This window comes from Francisella sp. XLW-1 (genome assembly GCF_008711455.1).
GTDB lineage: Bacteria > Pseudomonadota > Gammaproteobacteria > Francisellales > Francisellaceae > Francisella > Francisella salimarina.
On sequence record NZ_VXKP01000004.1, the window covers coordinates 150,993 to 172,646 of the forward strand.

Here is a 21,654-nt window from a genome sequence, read left to right on the forward strand (position 1 = left end):
ATGAATAAAACTCAATTTGTTCTAGAGCCTTATAATTACGATGCTATGATGCTACTTTGTGGCAATCTTGATGAAAATATTCGTGCGATTGAAAATTACTTCACTGTTGAAATTAAGCATCGTTCTGATGAATTTGAGATAACAAGTGAATCAAGTGCTAACAATACTCAAGCAAAAAGATTTATCAAGTCATGTTATGCTGAAATTTTAGCTGGAAATACTGAGCTTGATTTAGAACAAATCACAACAATTCTAAACGCTACTGCAAAAGAAAAAATAGCTTCAAGCAATAAATCTCAAAAGAAAGTTGAAGAAGCTGAAGTTCAATTAAGAAGTAAAAAGCTCAAAGCACGTACACAAAACCAAGCAATTTATTTAGATAATATCAAAAATAATTTTGTTACATTTGGGGTTGGTCCTGCAGGTACTGGTAAAACTTATATGGCTATTGCCTGTGCTGTGTCTGCTTATGAAAGAGGTGAAGTTAGAAGAATAGTACTTGTTCGACCTGCTGTTGAAGCAGGTGAAAAGCTAGGCTTTCTACCTGGTGATTTAACACAAAAAATTGACCCTTATTTACGTCCAATGTACGATGCCTTGTTTGATTTTATGGGTGTCGAAAAAGTAACTAAACTAATAGAAAAACAAGCCATTGAGATAGCACCTTTAGCATATATGCGTGGTAGAACTATTAATGATTCTTTTATAGTCCTTGATGAAAGTCAAAATACTACTAAAGAACAAATGAAAATGTTTTTGACAAGAATTGGTTTTAATACTACTGCTGTCATAACAGGAGATATAACTCAGGTTGACTTACCTAAGAATGTAACTTCTGGCCTAAGACACGCCCTATCAATTCTTGATAATATTGATGGAGTAGCTATTACATATCTTAAATCAGTAGATATTGTACGCCACCAAATAGTTCAAAAAATTGTAAATGCTTATGACAAGCATGAAGAGAATACTAAAAATGGATAGTCTAAATTTAAATGTCATCAACGATGACGAACACCCCATACCTAATCAAGATTTACTAGAAAAATGTTTTGCTCTCGTAGCTGACAAGCATAATATTTCGCAAGCTGAAGTGAACGTGAACATTGTATCAAATCATGAGATACAGCAAATTAACAAACAATTTCGTAATAAAGACAAGCCGACAAATATTATCTCTTTTGAATTTGAAAAACCTGAAGGATTACCTGAAGATATAGCTAATGACTTTTGGGGAGATATTGTTATAGCTCCGGAAGTACTTCAGAAAGAGGCTCTAGACCAAAATAAAAAGCTAGATCATCACTGGCAGCATATTTTTATCCATGGATTATTACACTTACTAGGTTATGATCATATTACTGATCATGAAGCCGAAGAAATGGAAGGCTTAGAAATTGAGCTATTAGCTAAGCTAGATATAGCAAATCCGTATATTGAACAAGAGAACTCAAATGTCAGAAAATAATCATTTTATAAAAAAACTTACATCGAGTATTTTTAATATTAAAAATGAAGATGCCCTTATTGATGCTATTAATAGAGCAGCAGATAATGAAGTTATTGATAAAACATCACAAAATATGCTAATTGGTGCTATGAAAATATCATCTTTAGATGTGGGTGATATTATGATTTCACATACTAAAATAGTTGCTATAGATATGTCAATGTCTATAAATGAAATTTTAGAAAAGACTATAAACTCCAGTCACACACGTTTACCAGTATACTGTAAAGACAAATCTGAAGTTCTAGGAATTTTGCATTCTAAAGATCTATTAAAACTAATTTTTGAAAAAGAAATTGAATCATCTGATGATGAGGAGTTAAAAGCAGAAGATATCAAAACTATACTTCGCCCTGCTATTTTTATACCAGAAACAAAAAAACTTAATGCTATGCTAAAAGACTTTAAAAATAGTCAAAATCATATTGCTATTGTTGTTGATGAGTATGGTGCAATTTCTGGACTAATAACAATCGAAGATGTCTTAGAAGAAATTGTTGGAGATATAGAAGATGAGTTTGATATTTCTAGTCAAAATATTATCAAAATAGCTGATGATAAGTTTATAATTGATGCTACAACATCAATTGAAGATTTCAACGAATATTTTGCAACCTCGATAGATGATGATGGTGATTATGACACTATTGCTGGGATGATAATTCAGACTTTAGAAAGATTACCTGAAAAAGGCGATAGTATTGTTGTTGATGGCTTGAAATTTATAGTACAAGAAGCAGATAATAGAAAAATCATTAAAATTTTAGTCGAAAAGTTTAAAAAGTAATGAAAAAAATTATTCTAAAAATCACTCCACCAGTATTAAGTGGTGCCTTACTAACGTTAGCTTTTGCTCCATTTCGCATTGATGTATTAGCTGTTGTAGCTTTAGTAACTTTTTTTTATTTACTGAATAGATCGGTTAGAATTCGTGATGCTTTTTTCACATCTGCATTATTTGGAATAGGATTCTTTGGTACTAGTATATCTTGGGTATATATAAGTATTCATCTATTTACCGAATCAGTAGCTGCTGGACTATCTGCTGCTATTGCATTAGTAATTTTACTTAGCTTCCTACATATAATACCTTTTGGTGTTTTTAGCTACATTCTCACACGTAAAGCTAGTAAATTTACTAAGCTATTAATTTATCCTGCATTGTGGACACTATTTGAGATTGTCAAAGCAAACCTTCTATGGGGAGGGTTTCCTTGGGTTTCTCTCGGTTACTCACAGACAGAATCACCTCTAATTTGGTATGCAAATATTGGAGGTGTTTATTTAGTAAGCTATATAGTTGCTTTGATTGCTTGTCTAATAGTCTTTTTCATCTGTGACAATACTTCTACTAAGAAGATAATTAGTGTTGTAGCTATTATAGTAGCGTTATGTTTAGGTGGTTATCTTATTAAACACAATCAACCTGAAATCCAAACGAATCAACCTCAAAAAGTAGTTTTAATTCAGGGCGATTTTGTCCAAGGGTTTAAATGGGATCGTGATAACTTTGCAAAAATGCAAAAGTACTATCAACAAGCTGCATCTAAATACAAAGATTCCTTAATAATACTATCCGAAAATGCTATCCCTAATTATCGACAATTCATGAGTGAATATTTTAAAAATCTTACAAAATTAGCAAATAAAAATAATAATGCTATGCTCATAGGATCTTTAAGTGCTGATCAATCAACTGCTGGAACTAAAATTTATAATAGCTCAATCATTATTGGCAAAGGTGAAGGCGTTTATAATAAGCACCACTTAGTCCCATTTGGTGAATATTTTCCAATTAAGTTTTTTGGATATGTAGATAGTGTTGGTCTTAGTAGTTTTAATGCTGGTGATAATATACAACCTATTATGACAGCCTTTGGCTCCCCTATTGCTAATTTTATTTGCTATGAAGTTGCATATCCTGAACAGGTTCGAGATCAACTACAAGGTGCTAAGCTTATTTCTATAATAAGCGATGATTCGTGGTTTGGTGACTCGATAGCACGTGAGCAACAGCTACAAATATCTCAAGTAAGAGCTATAGAGAATAACAAATATGTTCTTACAACTACAAGCAATGGTATTACAGCTGTTATTAATTCAGATGGAATAATTGTCAAAGAACTACCCAAAGATACTCGCACCTCTCTTGAGCAAACGGTTTACCTCAATGATTATCATTCTATTTGGATGAAAGTTGGTATGTCATTAATATGGTTACTAATAATATTCAGTGTAATAGTTGGTATAATTCTCAAAGAGAAATCACAAAAAAAATAAGGGACTGTCCTAGATAAGTTTAATTTAAAGTCTCTCTAACTCAATATCTGATCAGCTTTAGCCACTCTTTAGAATCACTGTGGTTAAATTTCCTCTCACATTCCTTCAAAAACAAATAAAATTTTCTAGATATACCATTAAATTTCCTAAAGTATCCCTTAACTGATTCCAGAGGTTCTCTATGCCATTTATGAGATTATGCTTCTAAGCGAAGAACTTACAGTAGTTAATTCTATAGTGTTTAAAGTCTTAGTAATTTAATGCTATTATTGAGTTGTTTTATAATGCTAAAAAGCTAAATTATGAGTGTTACTCTAAAGAAAATGTTACTAAAATATCTTGTAGAAAAAGGTTAGATGAAATTATCAATAACATAAAAAAGGAAAAAAACTTCAGATATAAACCAGCTAAAAATCACCCTTGGAGACAGTATCAAAAAAACAATCAAAATCAAGTAACAGAAAACCGAACATTTCAGTTTTAAGTCAAAATAGTTTTTCTAAAAGCTTCAAAAAATAAGTTTACACTGCTACTATTATATTTGAGTTTGTAAGTATCTATACATTACAAATTTGGACAAAGTTAAAATATTTTATGGAGAAAAAATGCTAAAAAACTTTAAGAAAATAACTGGCATATTTTTAAGCTGTTTGATTCTAGCCGGTTGTGCGAATCAGACACTTTCATTGAAAAGTATACCAGAAGATCAAGATCCGACAGTAAATCAACATCAATGGTTTTTCTTAGGAGGAATCGACCAGGAAGATTCTGTAAAACCTTCAGAGATCTGTGGTAGCATAGATAATGTTGGTAAAATCACATTTGATGAAAGTTGGTGGAGAGATGGTTTAATTACATTCTTCAGTCTTGGTATTGTCACACCAAGACAGGTAGAAATTTATTGTGTCAGCGAGCCAAAAACCGAGCAAGGAGATAAGCAATGAAAAAAATATTAAGTTTATTTATAGCTTGTTCAGTTTTAGCAAGTTGTGCAAGCCAAGAAGCTATGTTTCAAACTACAGCGCCAGAAAAGCCAACATTTTCAAAGCAAGATGATTTTTTCTTCGGATTTGGTGAATCTACAGACTATGATGCAACATCTATATGTAAGGGTGCAGATCATATTGCAAAAGTTGGTTCCATACAAACGACTAGTGATGTAGTGTGGTCTTACGCAACTTTAGCAATTTATACACCAAGACATGTTGAAGTATACTGTAATAATTAAGTAAAACTTTTTCTAAGTTAATTTCTCAAAAATTTTTTTTACCATATTTATGATAGCGTAACTACGTCTGTAGTATTATATGATATCTTAAAATTAAAAGTGATAAACACCTGACGAATACGCAAATAATTATACTTTTCTCCTGTAAAGGATATGTTATAAACATTTAGATATTCCTTGTCCGACTTTAAAAAAAGATAAATACCTACTATATAAAATTTTTATTTAATACAACTCTTCTATAAACTCTAACTAATGGTTCATGACAATATATTAAACTCAAATGAAACGTCTACTATTTACATCTTTATCCTTAATTCCAATATTTTTACTAGCAAACACTACTATAGATGACTCTTTTAATAATTTGGAAGATAAATATCATGGTAAACTCGGAATATACACCGTCAATACAGATGATAAAACTAATATCAGCTACAATGAAAATTATCACTTCCCAATTTGTAGTGTTTTTAAATTTTTATTAGTTGGTGCAGTTCTAGAGTATGATATGCAAGACAAAGGTTTTTTAGATAAAAAAATTCTAATAACTCAAGACGATATTGGTACTCTAGGTTATGCTCCAGTAACAGGCAAAAATATTGGTAAAACCTTGACAATATCACAGCTCAATTACGCAGCTATTCTAAGTGATAATCCTGCTGCTAATATCCTTGTTAGAGAGATTGGGGGCTTGGAAAACCTTAATAAATTAGTAACAAAGCTTGGAGATAAAGATACTATTATCAAGAATGATGAGCCTAAAATCAACCACACAAAACCAGATAGCAATATCAATAAAACAACACCTAAAGCTATAACTCAAGACATCTATAATCTAGCATTTGGTAATATTTTAGATAAAAAACATCGTGAAATCTTCATAGGATATTTACAAAAAAATAATACTGGTGCAAATAGAATAGCTTACAGTATGCCTAAAAATTGGATAATTGGTGATAAGACAGGAACTTGTGGAGAGTATGCAGCTACTAATGATGTAGCGATAATTTGGCCACAGGATAAACAACCTTTTGCTCTAAGTGTTTTATATACAAATCCTAGTGATGTAAAAGCGCCAAGTAATGAAAAAATTATTCAGCAAGCATCTAAGCTAGTTGCAGATAGTCTATTAAATAATAGCTATAAATAAGATGTACGCCACATAGAAGAGACATTATTTACAACGGAATCCCTATCTTGAATATTAGTCAAGAAGTATAATCCAGTTCGTTGTTCAATATCCTTAATTGATACTCTATAATTTGCAATCTTTGTCTTCTCAACTCTTGCATTAGGCATTACAAAAGCTATGGCTTGATTTTTAGAAGGTACATATATTATCTTAAAGAAGTAATCCGGCACCGCTATCTTATTATCACCTATTGTTTTATGTATCTTCTGTTTTTTATATATAGGACCTGTATATACATAGATTGAATCATACATATTTGCCCAAATTCGCTCATCTGTTTCCAATCTCTCCCAACCTTGCCTGTTTAATCCGGCCTTTTGAGGAGACATATTTGATAATAAAAACGATTCATCAGCAGATTTTTTACTAAAGTCCATTGAAGCATAAGATGCCAAATGTCCTCTATCATAACCAGAACGATAATAATCATCTAATGTAGCTCGATAAACAAAAGGTATATCTCCATCCTCTTTAAATTTATCATCTCTTTTTAGTTTATTAGCGACTTTTGACTTTGTAAGCTTAAATGCTACCCAGCTTGCCTCTTTAGTTTGATAATTATAGCCAACAACATAACCATCACGACATAGGTAGAGATTTGATTGTCCTAACCCTTCTTTAATATCATAACTAGGATTACCATAAGCCAAAAATCCATGGCAATAATCAGTCACTGCAGGCAGTATTCTAACAGGTGGATACTGTTTTAGATTCTCGAATTGATTTATTTGCTGTTGCTGATCTTTTGCACTATCACTTTCAGAAAAGAATTTTGCAATTATATTCTGGTTATCTTTGGCAGTATAATGCTTTAGTGGCTCACTAGTAAAATAGTTATATATTTTATAACGTAAATCTATAAATTTTTCTTTAATATCAAACTTATCAAATAGAAGTCCTGAAAAACCTCCACTAATAGTTAGTGTCAAAAATAATACTATCTTTAAATAGCTAATTGACTTCTTATTGTCTTTGTTAGAGTTTTTCTTTTTTGCTGCCATGTTTACCTATTTTTTATCACAAAAATATCACTAGAAATTTTCATCTATATTAATTGAAAAATATTAGAAATAAAAAATTATTCAGCTATTTAATATGTCTTGTCTTGAATAATAAGAAATCTTTGACTTCTTGATCTTCGATTAATGGTAATACTTCTTTTCTAATTCTACTATAGTAATTGTTTATAGTTTTTTTCTCGGTATAAGTTAGCATCCATGTTTCAATCAACTTATATTCATAAGGTACTAATGTCAAATCTTCAAAACAATAAAAAGGTCCATGTCCTGTAGGAGAATCTTGATTGCGTTGCTTTACATAACATAAGTTTTCAATTCTAATACCAAACTGACCTGGAAAATATGCTCCTGGTTCATTGCTTAGAATCATACCAGGCATTAGCTCAACTTTTGATGCTGAGTTTATGCGTTGAGGACCTTCATGCACACCTAAGAAACTACCAACTCCATGACCTGTACCATGAGCATAATCTGAACAGAAATGCCATAAATGCTCACGAGCTAATACATCTAAGTGAGATCCTGTAGTTCCTTTTGGAAAGACTGCCCTGCCTAAACCAAGATGACCTTTTAAAACTAATGTATAGTATCTTCTATGTTCATTAGATGGCCTACCAAAGTGAAGTACACGAGTAATATCAGTTGTTCCTTCTTTGTACTGACCCCCAGAATCACATAGTAGAGGTGCTTGATCATCAATTTTCTTTAGATTTGCATCTCTCTTAGCTGAATAATGAATAATCGCACCATTAGCAGCATGACCAACAATATATGAGAAACTATCTTCAACATAACCCTTTTGCTTAGCACGAAACTCTCTAAGTTTTGCCATCGCATCAAGTTCATCTATCCCTTGATAGTTGTTCTCCATCCAATGCCACCACGAAATAAATGCTGCAGCATCCTTTTTATGAGCATCTTTTGATCCATTTATTTCCACAGAATTTTTAAGAGCTTTGCTTATAGTTATTGGGCTGGTATCTTCGATAAGTTTACTATGCTCATTTTCTTTGATTGCTAATTTAACAGCATAGCTTGCAATATTACTATCAATAACAAACTTTGCAGCAAACTTTTTCAAATCTGTAAAAAACTCTTTATAATCCAGAACAATAATATTGTTTTGCTCAAAATCACTCAGAACATCTTCCGTGACTTTATCTTTATCAATATACAAGAAAGTACTTTCAACTGTAACCACCATATAACAAATTGCTAATGGCGTATTTTTGATATCTCTACCTCTTATGTTTAAAGTCCACATAATTGAGTCTAAGCTTGTTTCTATCAAACACTCAGCTTTGATAGATTTTAAATATGTTCTAAGATTTCTCAACTTTGAATCAACAGATTGACCAGAATATTGAATCTCATGAGCAAATATTTTCTCTTTAGGCAATGCTATTTCTTGATTAAGCTCTTTTTGAGCCTGAGCAACTAAATTATTGTTATCAAAGATAATTTTGCCATTTACTTTTTTTGCTATTGATAATAAATTTTCTGCTCTAGTAATACCTATTTTTTTTGGATCTATCGCAAGTGTTTTACCAGCTAAATTTTCTTCAAGCCACTCTTCTATTTTTGAAGAAAAAGTTGTTTGTTTCAATAGATCAAATTCATTTTTATCAAGTTGAAAATCTGCTTGAGTGAAGTACCTACCATCTGTAGAAAGATAAGACCTATCTAAGCCTACAAGCACATCTCCTGCTGAGCCATCAAACCCACTAATCCAACTACGGTACTGCCAGCATTCTGGAACATATTCATTATTATGATCATCTATAGATGGAACTAGATAAAAATCATAGCCTTTCTCTTTCATCAACCTTTTTAAAACTTGTAATTTTTCAGACATTTTATCCCCATTAGATATATTTAAATTCATTCAAACCATACAAATGTAGCTTGTCTACCTGTAGTACCTTCTTTACGATAAGAATAAAATCTTTTGTTACTGTAAGTACATAAGCCAGAGTCGACTATATCAAAACAGTGATTATCATTTAATATTTGTCGAGCTACCATTTTCATATCAAAAAGATATTTATCTTCACTTTTTGAGCGAAATGCTTGCCCATAAGCTTCATGCTGCTCTACAAATTTATCATGAACATCACAGCCAACTTCATAGAAGTTTCCAGAGATACAAGGACCAAACCAAGCTACTAGATCTAAGCCAACAAACTCCTTGAGAGTCTGCTCTAATATTCCTTGCAACAAACCTCTCCAACCAGCGTGAATAGCAGCTACTTTTGTCATCTTTTTATCAAAAAGTATTATAGGCAGGCAATCTGCTGTCAAAACTACACAAGCCTGCTTAGGCTTATCTGTAACTATAGCATCACAAAAATCACCACTATATTCTTCAAAATATGTGACAATATTTGTGTGATTTTGTCTTAACCATTTAATATCAGCGTTGATGTACGATCTAAATGAATTACGATTTTTTTCTACAGCTAAATGCTTATCACCAACATTATTTGCTAGATTAAATTTAGCATATTTATCTTTACTAAAGCCTTGAGTATTATTTGTATAACCTAGTTTAAGTCTAGCAAAAGGCGTATTTACAAAAACTACTGACATCCTCTTAAACTTACCTATTTTTTAGCGTAACGATTTTTAACATAATTCTCGACAATCTCTATAAACTCTTTTGAGATATTATCACCTCTAAGAGTATGAGCTTTTTTGCCATCTATAAATACTGGTGCTACAGGGGACTCTCCACTGCCTGGCAAACTAATACCAATATCAGCATTTTTTGACTCACCTGGACCATTTACTACACAACCCATCACAGCTACTTTCATAGCTTCAACACCATGATATTGGTCTTTCCATGTATGCATTTTTTCATCTAAATGATCTTTAACTGTACTAGTTAGCTCTCTAAAAAATGAGCTAGTAGTTCTTCCACAGCCTGGACAAGATGTCACACTTGGAGTGAATGTTCGCATACCAAGATTTTGTAAAATCTCTCGACAAACTCTAACCTCTTCTGTACGTGGAGCATTTGGTGCAGGAGTTAGTGAGACACGTATAGTGTTACCTATACCCTGTTGTAATAATATCCCCAAGCTAACAGCACTAGCAACAATACCTTTTGTACCCATACCTGCTTCAGTCAGCCCTAAGTGTAGAGCATAGTCACACTCTTTAGCAAGCTTTTGATACACCGCTACTAAGTCTTGAACTTCACTAACTTTACATGAAATAATGATTTTATCTTTTGCTAGACCAAGCTCTTGTGCATACTTTGCACTCTCTAATGCCGAAGTAATAAGTGCCCTATGCATTATTTGCTGTAATGTTAATGGACTTTCTTGAGCATTATTTTCATCAATTAATCTAGCTAATAATGCCTGATCTAAACTTCCCCAGTTAACTCCAATACGAACAGGCTTATCATTTGCAATAGCAATTTTGATAATCTCTGCAAACTGAGTATCTTTCTTTTTACCAAAACCCACATTACCTGGATTTATACGATATTTTGCTAATGCCTTTGCACACTCTGGATATTTGCTAAGTAGAGTATGACCATTATAGTGAAAATCACCAACTAAAGGTACATGGCAATCATGCTTTGCCAACTCTTTAACAATCTCTGGCACAGCGGCAGCAGCTGGCTCATCATTAACGGTAATTCTAACTATCTCACTACCTGCTTTATGAAGAGCTAAAATTTGTTTAACTGTCTTTTCAATATCTGCAGTATATGTATCTGTCATTGATTGGACAACAACCGGATTATTTCCGCCAATTAAGACATCTCCAACTCTTACAACATTTGTTTTACTCATATAAGAACCCAAAAAATTATATTTATATTTTTAAATAATTTCACGAAAAGTATACAATGTAAGATTATATCATCATAAAGATTAATTTTCATAAGCTATGAACTTTAAAGAATTAGAAAATTACTTAAATAACTACTTTGATATTGCTCAATTTAAAGACTATTGCCCAAATGGTCTACAGATTCAAGGAGATAGAGATATCAAAAAGATTGTCACTGGTGTCACAGCATGTCAGGCACTTATAGACCAAGCTGTAAAAGAGAATGCTGATGCCATTATTGTACATCATGGTTATTTTTGGAAAGGTGAAAGTTACCCTATCGTTGGTATGAAGTATGAGCGTATCTCAAAACTTATAAAAAATGGTATACACCTATTTGGTTATCACTTACCTCTAGATGGACATTCTAAAATTGGTAATAATATCTTATTAGCAAAAAAACTAGATCTTACAAATTTAGAGTTCTTTGAAACAGGTTCCAAGCCTGATATTTCAGTGATAGGCAACTATGATTTAGATTTAGATACTTTTAGCAATTTAATAGAAAATAAACTTGATAAAAAGCCAACCGTAATTTCTACAAAACAGCAAAATAAAAAAGTAGCTATTTGTACTGGTGGGGCACAAGACTATATTGAATATGCATATCAAGCAGGAGCTGACACTTTCATATCAGGAGAAATCTCTGAAAGAACAACTCATGCTGCTCGAGAACTAGGTATAAACTATATCGCAGCAGGACATCACGCTACAGAAAAAGAAGGTGTAAAGGCTATTGCTAATTTGCTTAAACAAGAGTTTACTTTAGATACAAAATTTATAGATATAGATAATCCAGCCTAGTCATACTCATTATTTCCGAGGTAATTCTTGAGAGACTCCTTCAGGATATCCCCTGTAAGAGATAATCTTTTTATCATTACTTGGGTTAATAATTCTATCTGTGTATCCCAAAAATTTAGTGTTATCAGTTCCTAGCCTATATACTAAACTATTCCAGTTTATTTTTTTATCTTTGACAGTAATATTTGGATCTGCCCATGATGCCTCAGCCAAACCAGTCATTTTCGGAAATGCCATATACCATAAATGATTAGCATTATTAATATTCTCTGACCACAGAGCTCCCTCTAGACCCTTTATATTTTTAGCGTCTTTTGTTGATAAACTTGTAATTGTAGTTTTTGAATCTAAAGCACTATGTAAAGCGGCATGTGTATCTGCATATTCAGTAGCCCAGTAAAAACCAGGCTCCCAAAAATCTGGATTATATGATAAATCAAAATATGTATCATCAGCATATGCTAATACTGTAGAGTAACCAGCCTTTGCTAGTTGCTGTGCTTCATTGTATCCAGAGCTATTAAATGCACTCCAAACCCAAATATATCCGGTTTTCTCAGAAGGTATTGAGTCTTTATCAATACCTCCAGCTAAATTTCCATTAGGATCATTTTGGACAGTTTGTTGCCATCCAGATATTCTTAGATTAGTATTTTGTTGCAACTCTTTGAAAAACTTATGCGACTTTTCTAATGCATTTAAATCTTTTTGATTTTCACATGTTGAGTCATTAGTCCAAGCATCAGCGGAAACTTCATCACCACCTACACTAATTTGTGGCTCAAAATATACTGTATTTTGGTTATCAAAAAGCTTATATATCTCAGTTACAATCTGATCAATCTTAGCTGTAAACTTTTCTCCTTGAGTATTTGACTTGTTATATAAACACACTGGTATAACATCATCATAATACCCTTGTACACTTATATAGTCACTTTTATCAAATTTATTAAAAAATATATCAGGTGCTGAATCAATTAGTGCTTTAGCATGACCTGGTAGATCTATTTCAGGAATAATAGTTATTTGTCTAGCATTTGCATAACTAATAATCTCTTGAATATCTTTTTTTGAATAATATCCCTCATAAATCGTTGCAGCTGTTGGGTAATTAGGCGATATAATATCGCTATCTTTTATTTTCTGATTAAAGTAATTTGATTTATCTAAATTTGCTTGTTGATACATTTGTGCCGGAATAATTGAGTTGTCATTATATCCTCTTGTACTGGCTCTTTTAACATCTACACTATCTAGAGCTAGCCTAAAACCTTCATCATCAGAAAAATGAATATGTAAAGTATTTAACTTTTGGCTTGCCATAGCATTAATTAGTGTTTTTATTGTCTGAACACTAAAGTAATGTCTAGCGACATCTAACAATATACCTCTATACTCAAATCTTGGTTGATCTTTGATTGTTACTTGAGGAAGTATCAACATAGGATTGCTACTTCTCTCAATACCAACATTATCTTTTTGATAAAGGTTTCTCAGTGTTTGGATAGCATAAAATAAACCAGCATTTGTCTGATATCTAATATAGATCTTATTATCAGCTATTTTTAAGATGTAGCCTTCTTTATTTTTAATGGATAAGTCTTTTTTAAGAATAATACTCGCATGACTTTTATCAGTAACTACTTTTAAGTCATTAGTTGTAATCTTATCTATTTTAAAATATTGATTTAACAATTTGATATTCTGCTTACTATTAGAATCATCCACATATACTCCATTGTCTAAATTTATATTTTGCTTTGAGCCAATATCACTAATACTTAGGGGAGTTGGTATCAGATGATATTGATTAGCAAACTCTGAAGAATCACTGGCAATTGAGTTATCAATATATGATTGTAAATTTTGTTGGATTTCTATATCAATCTTAGCTGAATCATAGCCTTGAATGCTTGAGATTTCCTTAATATTTTTAGATATATAAGCATTTGGATTAGCATTGGAAGTTATTACATTACCGTTAGAGTCAATCAAAAAGAAGCTTTGAGGAAGAGATGATATATTACCAGGAACCCACAGGTTATTATTCTTGAAATTAAATCTATATGTATGCCCTGCCTCTAGTTCAAAATCAGTAGTAGCTCTAAACAAATTACTATAACCATCAGCATAGATCGGCATAGTATCCAGATTGTCTGCTTTTTTAACATAACTTAGATTTGCTGATTTTTTAGTGCTTAAATCAGTTACCTTAAGAGTAAGATCAGGATTTACATCCTTAGATGAGTTATAAGTTCTTGGCATGTAAAAACCAAAAAGCCAATTTCCTGTTTGATTTTGATTAACTTTGATATCAATATTCATATCAAAATTACGATTATTTTGACCGATATTTTTTATTTGAATTTTTTGCACATCAAAATCAGTTGCAAATCCACTACCAATTAAACACTGAGAGCTAAGTAATACAGCTATTAAATTCTTTTTCATATATGCCTTATATCAAATTGAATTAATTTAAAATGATAATAATTATTAAAGATATTATCTAAACAATTTGATTATTGAAAATAAAAGATGAAAAAAAATATAGAATTAATAAAATTTATTTAATGAAATCTTGTTCGATTTCTTCTAGGGTACGTCCATTTGTTTTTGGTACAAATTTAAATGCTATAAAGCTATACACCAAAGTACATACTCCGCATATACCCAAAATCACACCATAATTTCCATTAAAATGTTGTGTTACAGGCATCACTGAAGAAGCTAATATTGCAGAAGCCATACTATTTAAGAATAGAGCTACTGCTAAACCTTTACTTCTGATATTGGTTGGTAAAAGTTCAGACATAATAACCCATATATACGCTCCTGGACCAATTGCAAAAAAGAATATATATAAAATAAATCCTATAAGCAAAACTATACCTTTTGCTGAAGTATCAGGCATCGTATACATAAGCACAGCCAGAGTCAGTAAAACAATAGAAACCATTAAAGTCCCAAAAGTAATTACAAATTTTCTTTCAATTTTATCTGCTATAGCTACTGCTATAATTGTTGTAACAAAATTAAGACCTGTGATTGCAACACCGCCAACCACAGCAGCATATACAGAACCTAAACCGGTTTCTTTTAGCATTGTTGGAGCATATTGCAAAATACTATTAATTCCTGTCATTTGAGCTAAAATAGCAACAGAGAATACTATAAGCATTGGCATCAAATAATGTCTTTTAGTAAGGCTTGATAATAAACTACCTTCATTCTTAGTTTTTTCAATCAAAGCCTTAACTTCTTGCATTTGCTGTTTTGCTGCTTCTACACCTATTGTTTCTGTCAAAATCTTCTCTGCTTCTTGTTCTCTATTTTTCATAATCAACCACCTAGGAGACTTGATTAAAAGAAAACCGCCTATGAATACGATTAAGCCAGGGATTAAAGCTGTAAGAAACATATTTCTCCAATCACCAGTTTCTAAACCAGTTGTAGGATCAGTTGATATAAATAGTAGACTTACAGCAACAGATATTAATATACCTGCTGTGAGAAATAGCTGAAAACATGTAACGGCTAATCCTCGAATCATGCTAGGCACAGATTCTGTTAAATACAATGGAACTGTTATAGATATAAAACCAACAGCCACACCCTGTACTAACCTCGAAAAAAGTAAGAAATTATAACTTTCAGCAAAGTAAATCATAAATACTGATACTACGAATATTAATCCAGATGCCGTGATAATATTTTTTCTACCAAAAATATCTGCTAATACTCCACCTATAAGAATTGCAAAAGCTCCTCCAAATAACACAGAACCACCTAAAAATGATTCTTGAGCAGCAGTCATACCTAACTCAGATTTAATAAAAGGCAAAGCTCCTCCGATTATACCGATGTCATAACCATATAACATTCCACCCATCGCTGAGAAAAATATAATCATAAACACCTTTAGCTTATTAGCTTCTTTCATTGTTTTCTCCTTCAAAGATAAAACTATAGTAAATACCTAAATTAAACTGTTTCGGTAACTTTTTTTAGATTACTAGGGCTATCCGGATTATAACCTAACGACAATGCTAGATCATTAACCATCAAATAGAATTTTTGCAATATAACTACAGTTTCAAGAATTGGATGTGTTGCTGCATTAACATGTAGATGAACTTTTGCATCAGATTGATTATCTGTTGTAGCGAAAACAGTTCTAACTCCTAAATCAGTCATTCTCTTGACTATATCACGTGTACCTTGAGCGCTCTCATCATGTTGCAGTATGGTAAATGTTGTAAAAGTCTGATTCATCAAAGCAAATGGACCATGTAATACTTCGGCTGAACTAAATGCTTCTGCATGTATCCCACATGTTTCTTTGAATTTCAAAGCCATCTCTTGGACTATCGGGAATCCAAAACCTCTTCCGATGACAAACATGTTTTTACTTTTCTTAAGCTCTTCTATAGCTGGAGTCCAATCAGAACTTAAACTTGTTTCCAGTGTTTCAGGGAGACTATTCAAACTTTCCAAAAGAGCTTGATCTTGATTATATTCAGCTACAATACTTACTAGTGCAACTAATGAAGTTATTACACTCTTGGTTGCTGCAACAGCATTTTCTGCATCAGCTCTCACAGGTAAGACCAAATCTGCGCTGTCTGCTAAAGGTGACTTTTCCACGTTGACTATAGCTAGTGTAGTACATCCTGCTTTCTTGCAACCTTCAAGAGCTAGACGCAAGTCAGGGCTACCACCGGACTGTGATATACCTATAGCTAATGTATGCACATCGCCTATATTTTTATTATAAATAGTCGTTACAGAAGGTGGTAGCGAAGAAACACTAAACCCTAACTGAGTCTCAAATAAATATTTTGCATAATTTGCCACACAATCAGAACTTCCTCTTGCTACAGTAATAACTCTTTTAATATTCTTTTCTTTAAGAGTTTTAACTATAGATTTAATGATATCTTTGTTAAGTTTAAGTTGATTGGCAACTTTTTCGAAACTACTACTAGCTTCTTGGTGCATAAGCGTTTTTGTCATATTAATTGATAAAGTAAAAATTATAGGTAATCAATTATAGGCTTCTTTTTTTTATTTTTACAATAAAAACATCTATCAAATATAGATAATTGTTATTAATTTTTGATAAGAAAAATTCATGCCAGGTATGTAGTATACCAATCTAGTAAACTATGTTAAAATCCATCTCTACAATTTTATATAATAAGGTTAAAAATATGGTGGTTTTACTTATAATATCAATCTCTCTCCTAATATATCTACATGTTAAGCAAGTTAGCTTCAACCTTAGAACGATATTAGCACTAGTTACAGGAATTATTATTGGCATTGTTTACAATTGGACAAATAGTTATAGTAATAGTTTCATACAAATTAGTAATATTTTAGGTGATGGCTATATCTCTTTACTTAAAATGTTAATTATCCCTATTGTATTGACATCAATTATTCACTCAATAATAAACCTAAGAAACCATAAAAGCTCATATATAATAAAGCTTGCTACAAAAACAATCATAATTTTACTTGTTCTTACTGGCATAAGTGCTGCGATTGGCTCAACAGTCGCTATTTTGATGAAGCTTGGTCAAGGTATAGATCTTAGCTCAATGACTGCAGTAACCAAAGAAGCGAAATCAGCCACTCTATCTGAGAATATACTAAGCTTCTTACCGGATAATATTTTTCAACAAATGGATAAAAATAATGTTATTGCTGTTGTTATATTTGCTATATTAATTGGTTTCTCAATGCTTATAGCTCATCGTGAAGATAGTAAGCTAGCTGATCCATTTATAAATTTTATTGATTCTGCTTTTTTTGTAATCAAAAAACTAGCAAAGTTAGTTATTGCAACTACACCTTATGGAGTGCTAGGACTAATGATACAAATGAGTATTGAATTAGATAAAGGAAGTATATCTGCAGTTATTTCTTTTGTTTTAGCTTGTTATATAGCTATGTTTATAGTTTTACTTATGCATATAGCATTGCTTCTGATATTCGGTACAAATTTAGTAAAATTCTATAAAAGTATATGGAGAGCTTTACTTGTAGCTGCTACATCTAGATCAAGTATGGGTACCCTACCACTATCTATAAATGGTCTTAACAGATATGGATTATCAGAGACTATTTCTACATTTGCACCTACTATGGGCACCACTATGGGTATGAATGGTTGTGCAGGAGTATTTCCTGCAATATTAGCAATTATGGCTATGTCTGCAACAGGTATGGATATAAATTTTGCAACAATACTTACTATATCCCTAATCTGCATGTTTGCTTCACTAGGTGTTTCTGGTATTCCTGGCACTGCGTATGTAGCCGCTGGCGTCGTATTTACATATTTTAATTTACCATGGGAAATTATTGGTTTAATACTAGGTGTAGACGCTCTTATTGATAGTTTTAGAACACCTCTAAATATACATGGAAGCATGACTACAGCAGTAATAGTAGATAAAACTACCAAAGCTTCTTAACACGCTAATATTTAATAAACTATTTAAGTACCACAAAAAGTAAATCTAACTTTCTCTTGCTCTAAAGGCTCTGACATATATTTCTTAGTGAACGCGTTGAGTTTATATGGTGCTTCAAGTGCTGTCACAAGACTTTGAAGAATACTAAAATTACCATTTTCTGCAAACTCAAGTGCTTTTTCAACTTGATGATTACGCGGAATTATTACTGGATTAGATTTCATCATACTTTCAAAATTGATATCGTAATTGACATATTTATCTAACCAATCTTTTAAGCCTTTATTCCGCAAGTAATCAAAATTATTATAGCTTAGATTATAGAACGTATTTGTATAATCTAACTTATGTTTAAACATATCAGTGAGCAAACCGGAAATAAGTTCATCATCATATTCACTATTGATACTAAAACCTATTTTACTAAGAAACATTTGTCTCCATTTTTGCTTATAAATTTCCGAATAACTTTGCAGTTTATCTTGAGCTAATTCAATAGCTTTTTCCTCATTCTCTGAGATAAGTTTCAACAAACTTTCTGCTAATCTTGCAATATTCCAGCCAGCGATTGATGCTTGATTAGCAAACGCATATCTTCCATCTTGATCTATTGAACTAAAAACAGTATCAGGATCATAAGTATCCATGAATGCACAAGGTCCATAGTCAATAGTTTCGCCTGAAATAGTCATATTATCAGTATTCATAACTCCATGAATAAAACCTACTCTTTCCCATTGTGTTATTAAAGTTGTCTGTTTATCAATGACATAGTCAAGTAAGCTCAAAGCTTTATTGTCACTGTATGGAATATTATGTCTAACAATCGTATAGTCTAATAACTCTTGGCTATAACTCTCACCAAGCATAGCTGCATACTGAAAAGTACCTACTCTAATGTGACTACTTGCAACTCTAAGAGCTATTGCTCCTTGTTGTAATTTATTTCTTTGAATATTCTCACCTGTTGATATCACAGCTAAAATTCGGCTAGTAGGTATGCCTAGATTATGCATAGCTTCACTAACTATATATTCTCTAAGCATTGGCGCTAAAGCTGCTTTACCATCACCACCTCGAGAGAACTTAGTTAAGCCAGCTCCTTTTAGATGAAAATCAACCAGCTCCTCATTTGGTTTTTCATATTCACCAATTAAGATAGCTCGACCATCTCCTAGCATTGTAAAATTACCAAACTGATGACCAGCATAAGCTTGTGAAATTGGCTTTTTACTACTATACCCTAACAATTTTTTTAATAACTCTTGTGCTGATTTACCTTCTAAATCCAAACCTAAATCCTTGGCTAAACAGTCATTTACAATCAGTAACTTTGCATCAGGATATCTGTATACTTTTTGTTGTGAATAAAACTCATTAGATAAGTCTGTATAACTATATTGTAAATCAATCATAAAATCTATACTTTACTATTTTAGTATAATTTTAGCAGAGTATAGATAATATCATAGCTTTTGAGGTAAAATAGATACCATAAGCACTAGGGTAAGGAGTCAAATAGTTATGGAATATCTCAAACTAGCAATAGTTGATTCTGAAAACTATAACAATTTCTCTCATATTTCTGAGGGTAATTTTGACAGAGTAATTGTCTTTACAAATCCACAAGAATTAGAAGCAAACTTCAATAAAACCCAAATCTATCATAACTTTGAGCTTGTACCAATAATTTATGGTGAAGGCAACAAAGATAATATGGATGGTTATATCTGTGCTAAAGTTGGTGAGTATGTCGAAAGATATCGTGATTTCCGTACTTACCTTAGCATCACAATTTTTAGTAATGATCGAATTTTTAGAGGTATTGCATCATACTATACACGTAAGGGATTCAATATAGCTACTGCTGCTCCTAACCAATGCGACACTGGTAATAGTAATACTGATCCTAAAATACGTATCAAAAAATTCCTGTCATGCCATGAAAGCGTTATTAATAAAACATTCAAAAAACACTTTAATGAAACAAATCAAGATGCCTTCTATAGACTCATTAGAAGACACTTAGACAAAGATATACCTAGACAAATTACAGATCTTTTCGTTGAAAATAATATTGTATTCTTTTCAAATAAATCACGTAAGGTTGGTATTGATGAATCTAAGTATAACCTTTTGTAATGTTTTAATAAGGTACTGGATATACGATTTTTATAATGCTAAAATATTGCAACTTTTTATTCACTAATCATTTTTTTAGAGTTAATTATGGAATATAGAAAATACATTTGTATCGTTTGTGGTTTAATTTATGATGAAGCTGAAGGTTGGCCAGAAGATGGTATAGAACCTGGTACTAAATGGGAAGATGTCCCTGAAGATTGGGAATGTCCTGACTGTGGTGTTGGTAAGGATGAGTTTGAACTATTAGAAGAATAATTTCTTAAATGGTCTCCTTGTTTCAAGAAATATCTTTTGAAAATAAAGATTTCATTGTAATGAGAGATGATCTAAATCACCCTATCTTCTCTGGTAATAAGGCTAGAAAACTAGCTTATCTTCTAAAAAATCCAGATAAATACCCTCACATCAAGACTATTGTATCTTTTGGCGGTAATCAATCTAATTTCATGCTGGCATTATCACAGCTAGCTAATATCAAAGGCTGGGATTTCCATTATTGGATAAAACCATTACCAAAATTTCTTAAAAACGCTAAAAATGGCAACCTAAAACTAGCTCTAGAAAATGGCATGCAGTTATTTGAGACTACAAGCTCTCTAAAGCTAAAAAATATAAAGACGAATTACAATATAGACAATAGCCTTTATTTCTTTGATCAAGGTGGTAGGAATACTCTCGCTGAAGAAGGCATAGCTGATTGTGCTAATGAAATCAAAAAGTACTGTCTAGAAAATAATATTGACAATTATAGTATCGTTGTGGCATCTGGTACTGGCACAACTGCATTATACCTTGAAAAGTATCTACCAAACAAAGTCTACACTGTTGCGTGTGTTGGTGATAATCAATACTTAAAAAAACAATTTAATGATATTGATAGTAGTTTAAATCATCCTAGAATTCTCAATTTAAACTTTAAAACTCATTTTGGGCAGCTAGATACCCAAAATTACGCAATATACCAAAAGCTTCTAGAGCAGACAGAAATTGAGTTTGAGCTACTATATGACCCTATAGCTTGGCGCGCATTATTAAATGAACATCATAAACTTACAAAGCCTATTATCTACATTCACTGTGGTGGAACTAGTGGCAACGAAACAATGATTGCTAGATATACAAGACTCACAAAATAA

The 21,654-nt window shown here is 31.9% G+C and carries 19 protein-coding genes and 2 pseudogenes; 12 read left to right on the forward strand and 9 right to left on the reverse strand.

Translation table 11 applies throughout. The features are described 5' to 3' along the window. The 4 genes from F3D59_RS07225 to lnt are packed head-to-tail and all read left to right on the forward strand — an operon-like array spanning position 1 to position 3,790. On the forward strand, positions 1–984 hold the full coding sequence (locus F3D59_RS07225) for a PhoH family protein (RefSeq protein ID WP_013922977.1): 984 nt from the start codon (positions 1–3) through the stop codon (positions 982–984). Next, a complete protein-coding gene (ybeY, locus tag F3D59_RS07230) occupies positions 977–1,468 on the forward strand; it encodes an rRNA maturation RNase YbeY (RefSeq protein WP_187986010.1) in 492 nt (163 codons plus the stop codon). The genes F3D59_RS07225 and ybeY overlap by 8 nt, the downstream gene beginning before the upstream one ends. Further along, a complete protein-coding gene (locus tag F3D59_RS07235) occupies positions 1,455–2,297 on the forward strand; it encodes an HlyC/CorC family transporter (RefSeq protein ID WP_013922975.1) in 843 nt (280 codons plus the stop codon). Before ybeY ends, F3D59_RS07235 begins: the two co-directional genes overlap by 14 nt. Next, positions 2,297–3,790, forward strand: coding sequence for an apolipoprotein N-acyltransferase (gene lnt, locus F3D59_RS07240; protein WP_150464350.1), 1,494 nt, complete (start codon positions 2,297–2,299; stop codon positions 3,788–3,790). The genes F3D59_RS07235 and lnt overlap by 1 nt, the downstream gene beginning before the upstream one ends. Positions 3,791–3,830: 40 nt before the next feature. Here the strand turns inward: lnt and F3D59_RS10120 are convergent. After that, positions 3,831–4,039: pseudogene (locus F3D59_RS10120) on the reverse strand (IS1595 family transposase); the annotation flags it as partial. A 356-nt stretch (positions 4,040–4,395) separates the two neighbouring features. Here F3D59_RS10120 and F3D59_RS07250 point away from each other — a divergent pair. The 3 genes from F3D59_RS07250 (at position 4,396) to bla (ending at position 6,171) form a co-directional block, all read left to right on the forward strand. After that, a complete protein-coding gene (locus tag F3D59_RS07250; RefSeq protein WP_150464351.1) occupies positions 4,396–4,734 on the forward strand; it encodes a Bor/Iss family lipoprotein in 339 nt (112 codons plus the stop codon). Further along, on the forward strand, positions 4,731–5,018 hold the full coding sequence (locus tag F3D59_RS07255; RefSeq protein ID WP_150464352.1) for a Bor/Iss family lipoprotein: 288 nt from the start codon (positions 4,731–4,733) through the stop codon (positions 5,016–5,018). The genes F3D59_RS07250 and F3D59_RS07255 overlap by 4 nt, the downstream gene beginning before the upstream one ends. Before the next feature lie 283 nt (positions 5,019–5,301). Next, positions 5,302–6,171 (forward strand): class A beta-lactamase, encoded by an 870-nt coding sequence (gene bla / locus F3D59_RS07260; protein WP_150464353.1) that lies wholly within the window; start codon positions 5,302–5,304, stop codon positions 6,169–6,171. Here the strand turns inward: bla and F3D59_RS07265 are convergent. The 4 genes from F3D59_RS07265 to ispG form a co-directional block, all read right to left on the reverse strand. Further along, positions 6,162–7,214 carry a DNA/RNA non-specific endonuclease gene (locus F3D59_RS07265; RefSeq protein ID WP_150464354.1) on the reverse strand — a complete coding sequence of 351 codons (1,053 nt, stop codon included), beginning with the start codon at positions 7,212–7,214 and terminating at the stop codon, positions 6,162–6,164. The two genes, bla and F3D59_RS07265, sit on opposite strands and share 10 nt — an antisense overlap. Before the next feature lie 85 nt (positions 7,215–7,299). Then, a complete protein-coding gene (locus F3D59_RS07270) occupies positions 7,300–9,087 on the reverse strand; it encodes an aminopeptidase P family protein (RefSeq protein WP_191092453.1) in 1,788 nt (595 codons plus the stop codon). A 26-nt stretch (positions 9,088–9,113) separates the two neighbouring features. Next, the gene (gene pgeF, locus F3D59_RS07275; protein ID WP_013922967.1) at positions 9,114–9,821 is read right to left on the reverse strand and encodes a peptidoglycan editing factor PgeF; all 708 of its coding nucleotides are present in this window, start codon (positions 9,819–9,821) and stop codon (positions 9,114–9,116) included. A gap of 14 nt (positions 9,822–9,835) precedes the next feature. Next, positions 9,836–11,041: a flavodoxin-dependent (E)-4-hydroxy-3-methylbut-2-enyl-diphosphate synthase gene (ispG, locus tag F3D59_RS07280; RefSeq protein ID WP_150464356.1), complete on the reverse strand. Its 1,206-nt coding sequence runs from the start codon at positions 11,039–11,041 to the stop codon at positions 9,836–9,838. A 97-nt stretch (positions 11,042–11,138) separates the two neighbouring features. Between ispG and F3D59_RS07285 the strand changes: the two genes are divergently transcribed. After that, entirely contained in the window at positions 11,139–11,885 is a 747-nt protein-coding gene (locus F3D59_RS07285) for a Nif3-like dinuclear metal center hexameric protein (RefSeq protein ID WP_150464357.1), read from the forward strand. 252 nt (positions 11,886–12,137) lie between these two features. Here F3D59_RS07285 and F3D59_RS10215 read toward each other — a convergent pair. The 3 genes and pseudogenes from F3D59_RS10215 to F3D59_RS07300 all read right to left on the reverse strand — a co-directional run. Beyond that, positions 12,138–14,339: pseudogene (locus F3D59_RS10215) on the reverse strand (family 20 glycosylhydrolase); the annotation flags it as partial. A 115-nt stretch (positions 14,340–14,454) separates the two neighbouring features. Further along, a complete protein-coding gene (locus F3D59_RS07295) occupies positions 14,455–15,831 on the reverse strand; it encodes a sugar porter family MFS transporter (protein WP_150464359.1) in 1,377 nt (458 codons plus the stop codon). A gap of 41 nt (positions 15,832–15,872) precedes the next feature. Continuing rightward, positions 15,873–16,904: an SIS domain-containing protein gene (locus F3D59_RS07300; protein WP_150464360.1), complete on the reverse strand. Its 1,032-nt coding sequence runs from the start codon at positions 16,902–16,904 to the stop codon at positions 15,873–15,875. A 197-nt stretch (positions 16,905–17,101) separates the two neighbouring features. Between F3D59_RS07300 and F3D59_RS07305 the strand changes: the two genes are divergently transcribed. After that, positions 17,102–18,373: a dicarboxylate/amino acid:cation symporter gene (locus F3D59_RS07305; protein ID WP_149368409.1), complete on the forward strand. Its 1,272-nt coding sequence runs from the start codon at positions 17,102–17,104 to the stop codon at positions 18,371–18,373. 23 nt (positions 18,374–18,396) lie between these two features. Here F3D59_RS07305 and F3D59_RS07310 read toward each other — a convergent pair whose 3' ends face one another. Continuing rightward, positions 18,397–19,788, reverse strand: coding sequence for a protein adenylyltransferase SelO (locus tag F3D59_RS07310; RefSeq protein WP_150464361.1), 1,392 nt, complete (start codon positions 19,786–19,788; stop codon positions 18,397–18,399). A gap of 109 nt (positions 19,789–19,897) precedes the next feature. On the opposite strand from F3D59_RS07310, the gene F3D59_RS07315 reads away from it, so the two are divergent. The 3 genes from F3D59_RS07315 (at position 19,898) to F3D59_RS07325 (ending at position 21,654) form a co-directional block, all read left to right on the forward strand. Continuing rightward, positions 19,898–20,515, forward strand: coding sequence for a hypothetical protein (locus tag F3D59_RS07315; RefSeq protein ID WP_150464362.1), 618 nt, complete (start codon positions 19,898–19,900; stop codon positions 20,513–20,515). A gap of 87 nt (positions 20,516–20,602) precedes the next feature. Beyond that, entirely contained in the window at positions 20,603–20,773 is a 171-nt protein-coding gene (locus tag F3D59_RS07320; RefSeq protein ID WP_013922958.1) for a rubredoxin, read from the forward strand. An 8-nt stretch (positions 20,774–20,781) separates the two neighbouring features. Next, the gene (locus F3D59_RS07325; protein ID WP_150464363.1) at positions 20,782–21,654 is read left to right on the forward strand and encodes a 1-aminocyclopropane-1-carboxylate deaminase; all 873 of its coding nucleotides are present in this window, start codon (positions 20,782–20,784) and stop codon (positions 21,652–21,654) included.

Bases quoted from the DNA above. Each gene is read 5' to 3' on its own strand.
- ispG (WP_150464356.1), bottom strand. From the start codon at position 11,041: ATGAGTAAAACAAATGTTGTAAGAGTTGGAGATGTCTTAATTGGCGGA.
- F3D59_RS07325 (WP_150464363.1), top strand. From the start codon at position 20,782: ATGGTCTCCTTGTTTCAAGAAATATCTTTTGAAAATAAAGATTTCATT.
- F3D59_RS07265 (WP_150464354.1), bottom strand. From the start codon at position 7,214: ATGGCAGCAAAAAAGAAAAACTCTAACAAAGACAATAAGAAGTCAATT.
- F3D59_RS07300 (WP_150464360.1), bottom strand. From the start codon at position 16,904: ATGACAAAAACGCTTATGCACCAAGAAGCTAGTAGTAGTTTCGAAAAA.
- F3D59_RS07295 (WP_150464359.1), bottom strand. From the start codon at position 15,831: ATGAAAGAAGCTAATAAGCTAAAGGTGTTTATGATTATATTTTTCTCA.
- F3D59_RS07250 (WP_150464351.1), top strand. From the start codon at position 4,396: ATGCTAAAAAACTTTAAGAAAATAACTGGCATATTTTTAAGCTGTTTG.
- F3D59_RS07285 (WP_150464357.1), top strand. From the start codon at position 11,139: ATGAACTTTAAAGAATTAGAAAATTACTTAAATAACTACTTTGATATT.
- F3D59_RS07255 (WP_150464352.1), top strand. From the start codon at position 4,731: ATGAAAAAAATATTAAGTTTATTTATAGCTTGTTCAGTTTTAGCAAGT.
- F3D59_RS07270 (WP_191092453.1), bottom strand. From the start codon at position 9,087: ATGTCTGAAAAATTACAAGTTTTAAAAAGGTTGATGAAAGAGAAAGGC.
- F3D59_RS07225 (WP_013922977.1), top strand. From the start codon at position 1: ATGAATAAAACTCAATTTGTTCTAGAGCCTTATAATTACGATGCTATG.
- F3D59_RS07235 (WP_013922975.1), top strand. From the start codon at position 1,455: ATGTCAGAAAATAATCATTTTATAAAAAAACTTACATCGAGTATTTTT.
- F3D59_RS07320 (WP_013922958.1), top strand. From the start codon at position 20,603: ATGGAATATAGAAAATACATTTGTATCGTTTGTGGTTTAATTTATGAT.
- F3D59_RS07305 (WP_149368409.1), top strand. From the start codon at position 17,102: ATGGTGGTTTTACTTATAATATCAATCTCTCTCCTAATATATCTACAT.
- pgeF (WP_013922967.1), bottom strand. From the start codon at position 9,821: ATGTCAGTAGTTTTTGTAAATACGCCTTTTGCTAGACTTAAACTAGGT.
- F3D59_RS07315 (WP_150464362.1), top strand. From the start codon at position 19,898: ATGGAATATCTCAAACTAGCAATAGTTGATTCTGAAAACTATAACAAT.
- bla (WP_150464353.1), top strand. From the start codon at position 5,302: ATGAAACGTCTACTATTTACATCTTTATCCTTAATTCCAATATTTTTA.
- F3D59_RS07310 (WP_150464361.1), bottom strand. From the start codon at position 19,788: ATGATTGATTTACAATATAGTTATACAGACTTATCTAATGAGTTTTAT.
- lnt (WP_150464350.1), top strand. From the start codon at position 2,297: ATGAAAAAAATTATTCTAAAAATCACTCCACCAGTATTAAGTGGTGCC.
- ybeY (WP_187986010.1), top strand. From the start codon at position 977: ATGGATAGTCTAAATTTAAATGTCATCAACGATGACGAACACCCCATA.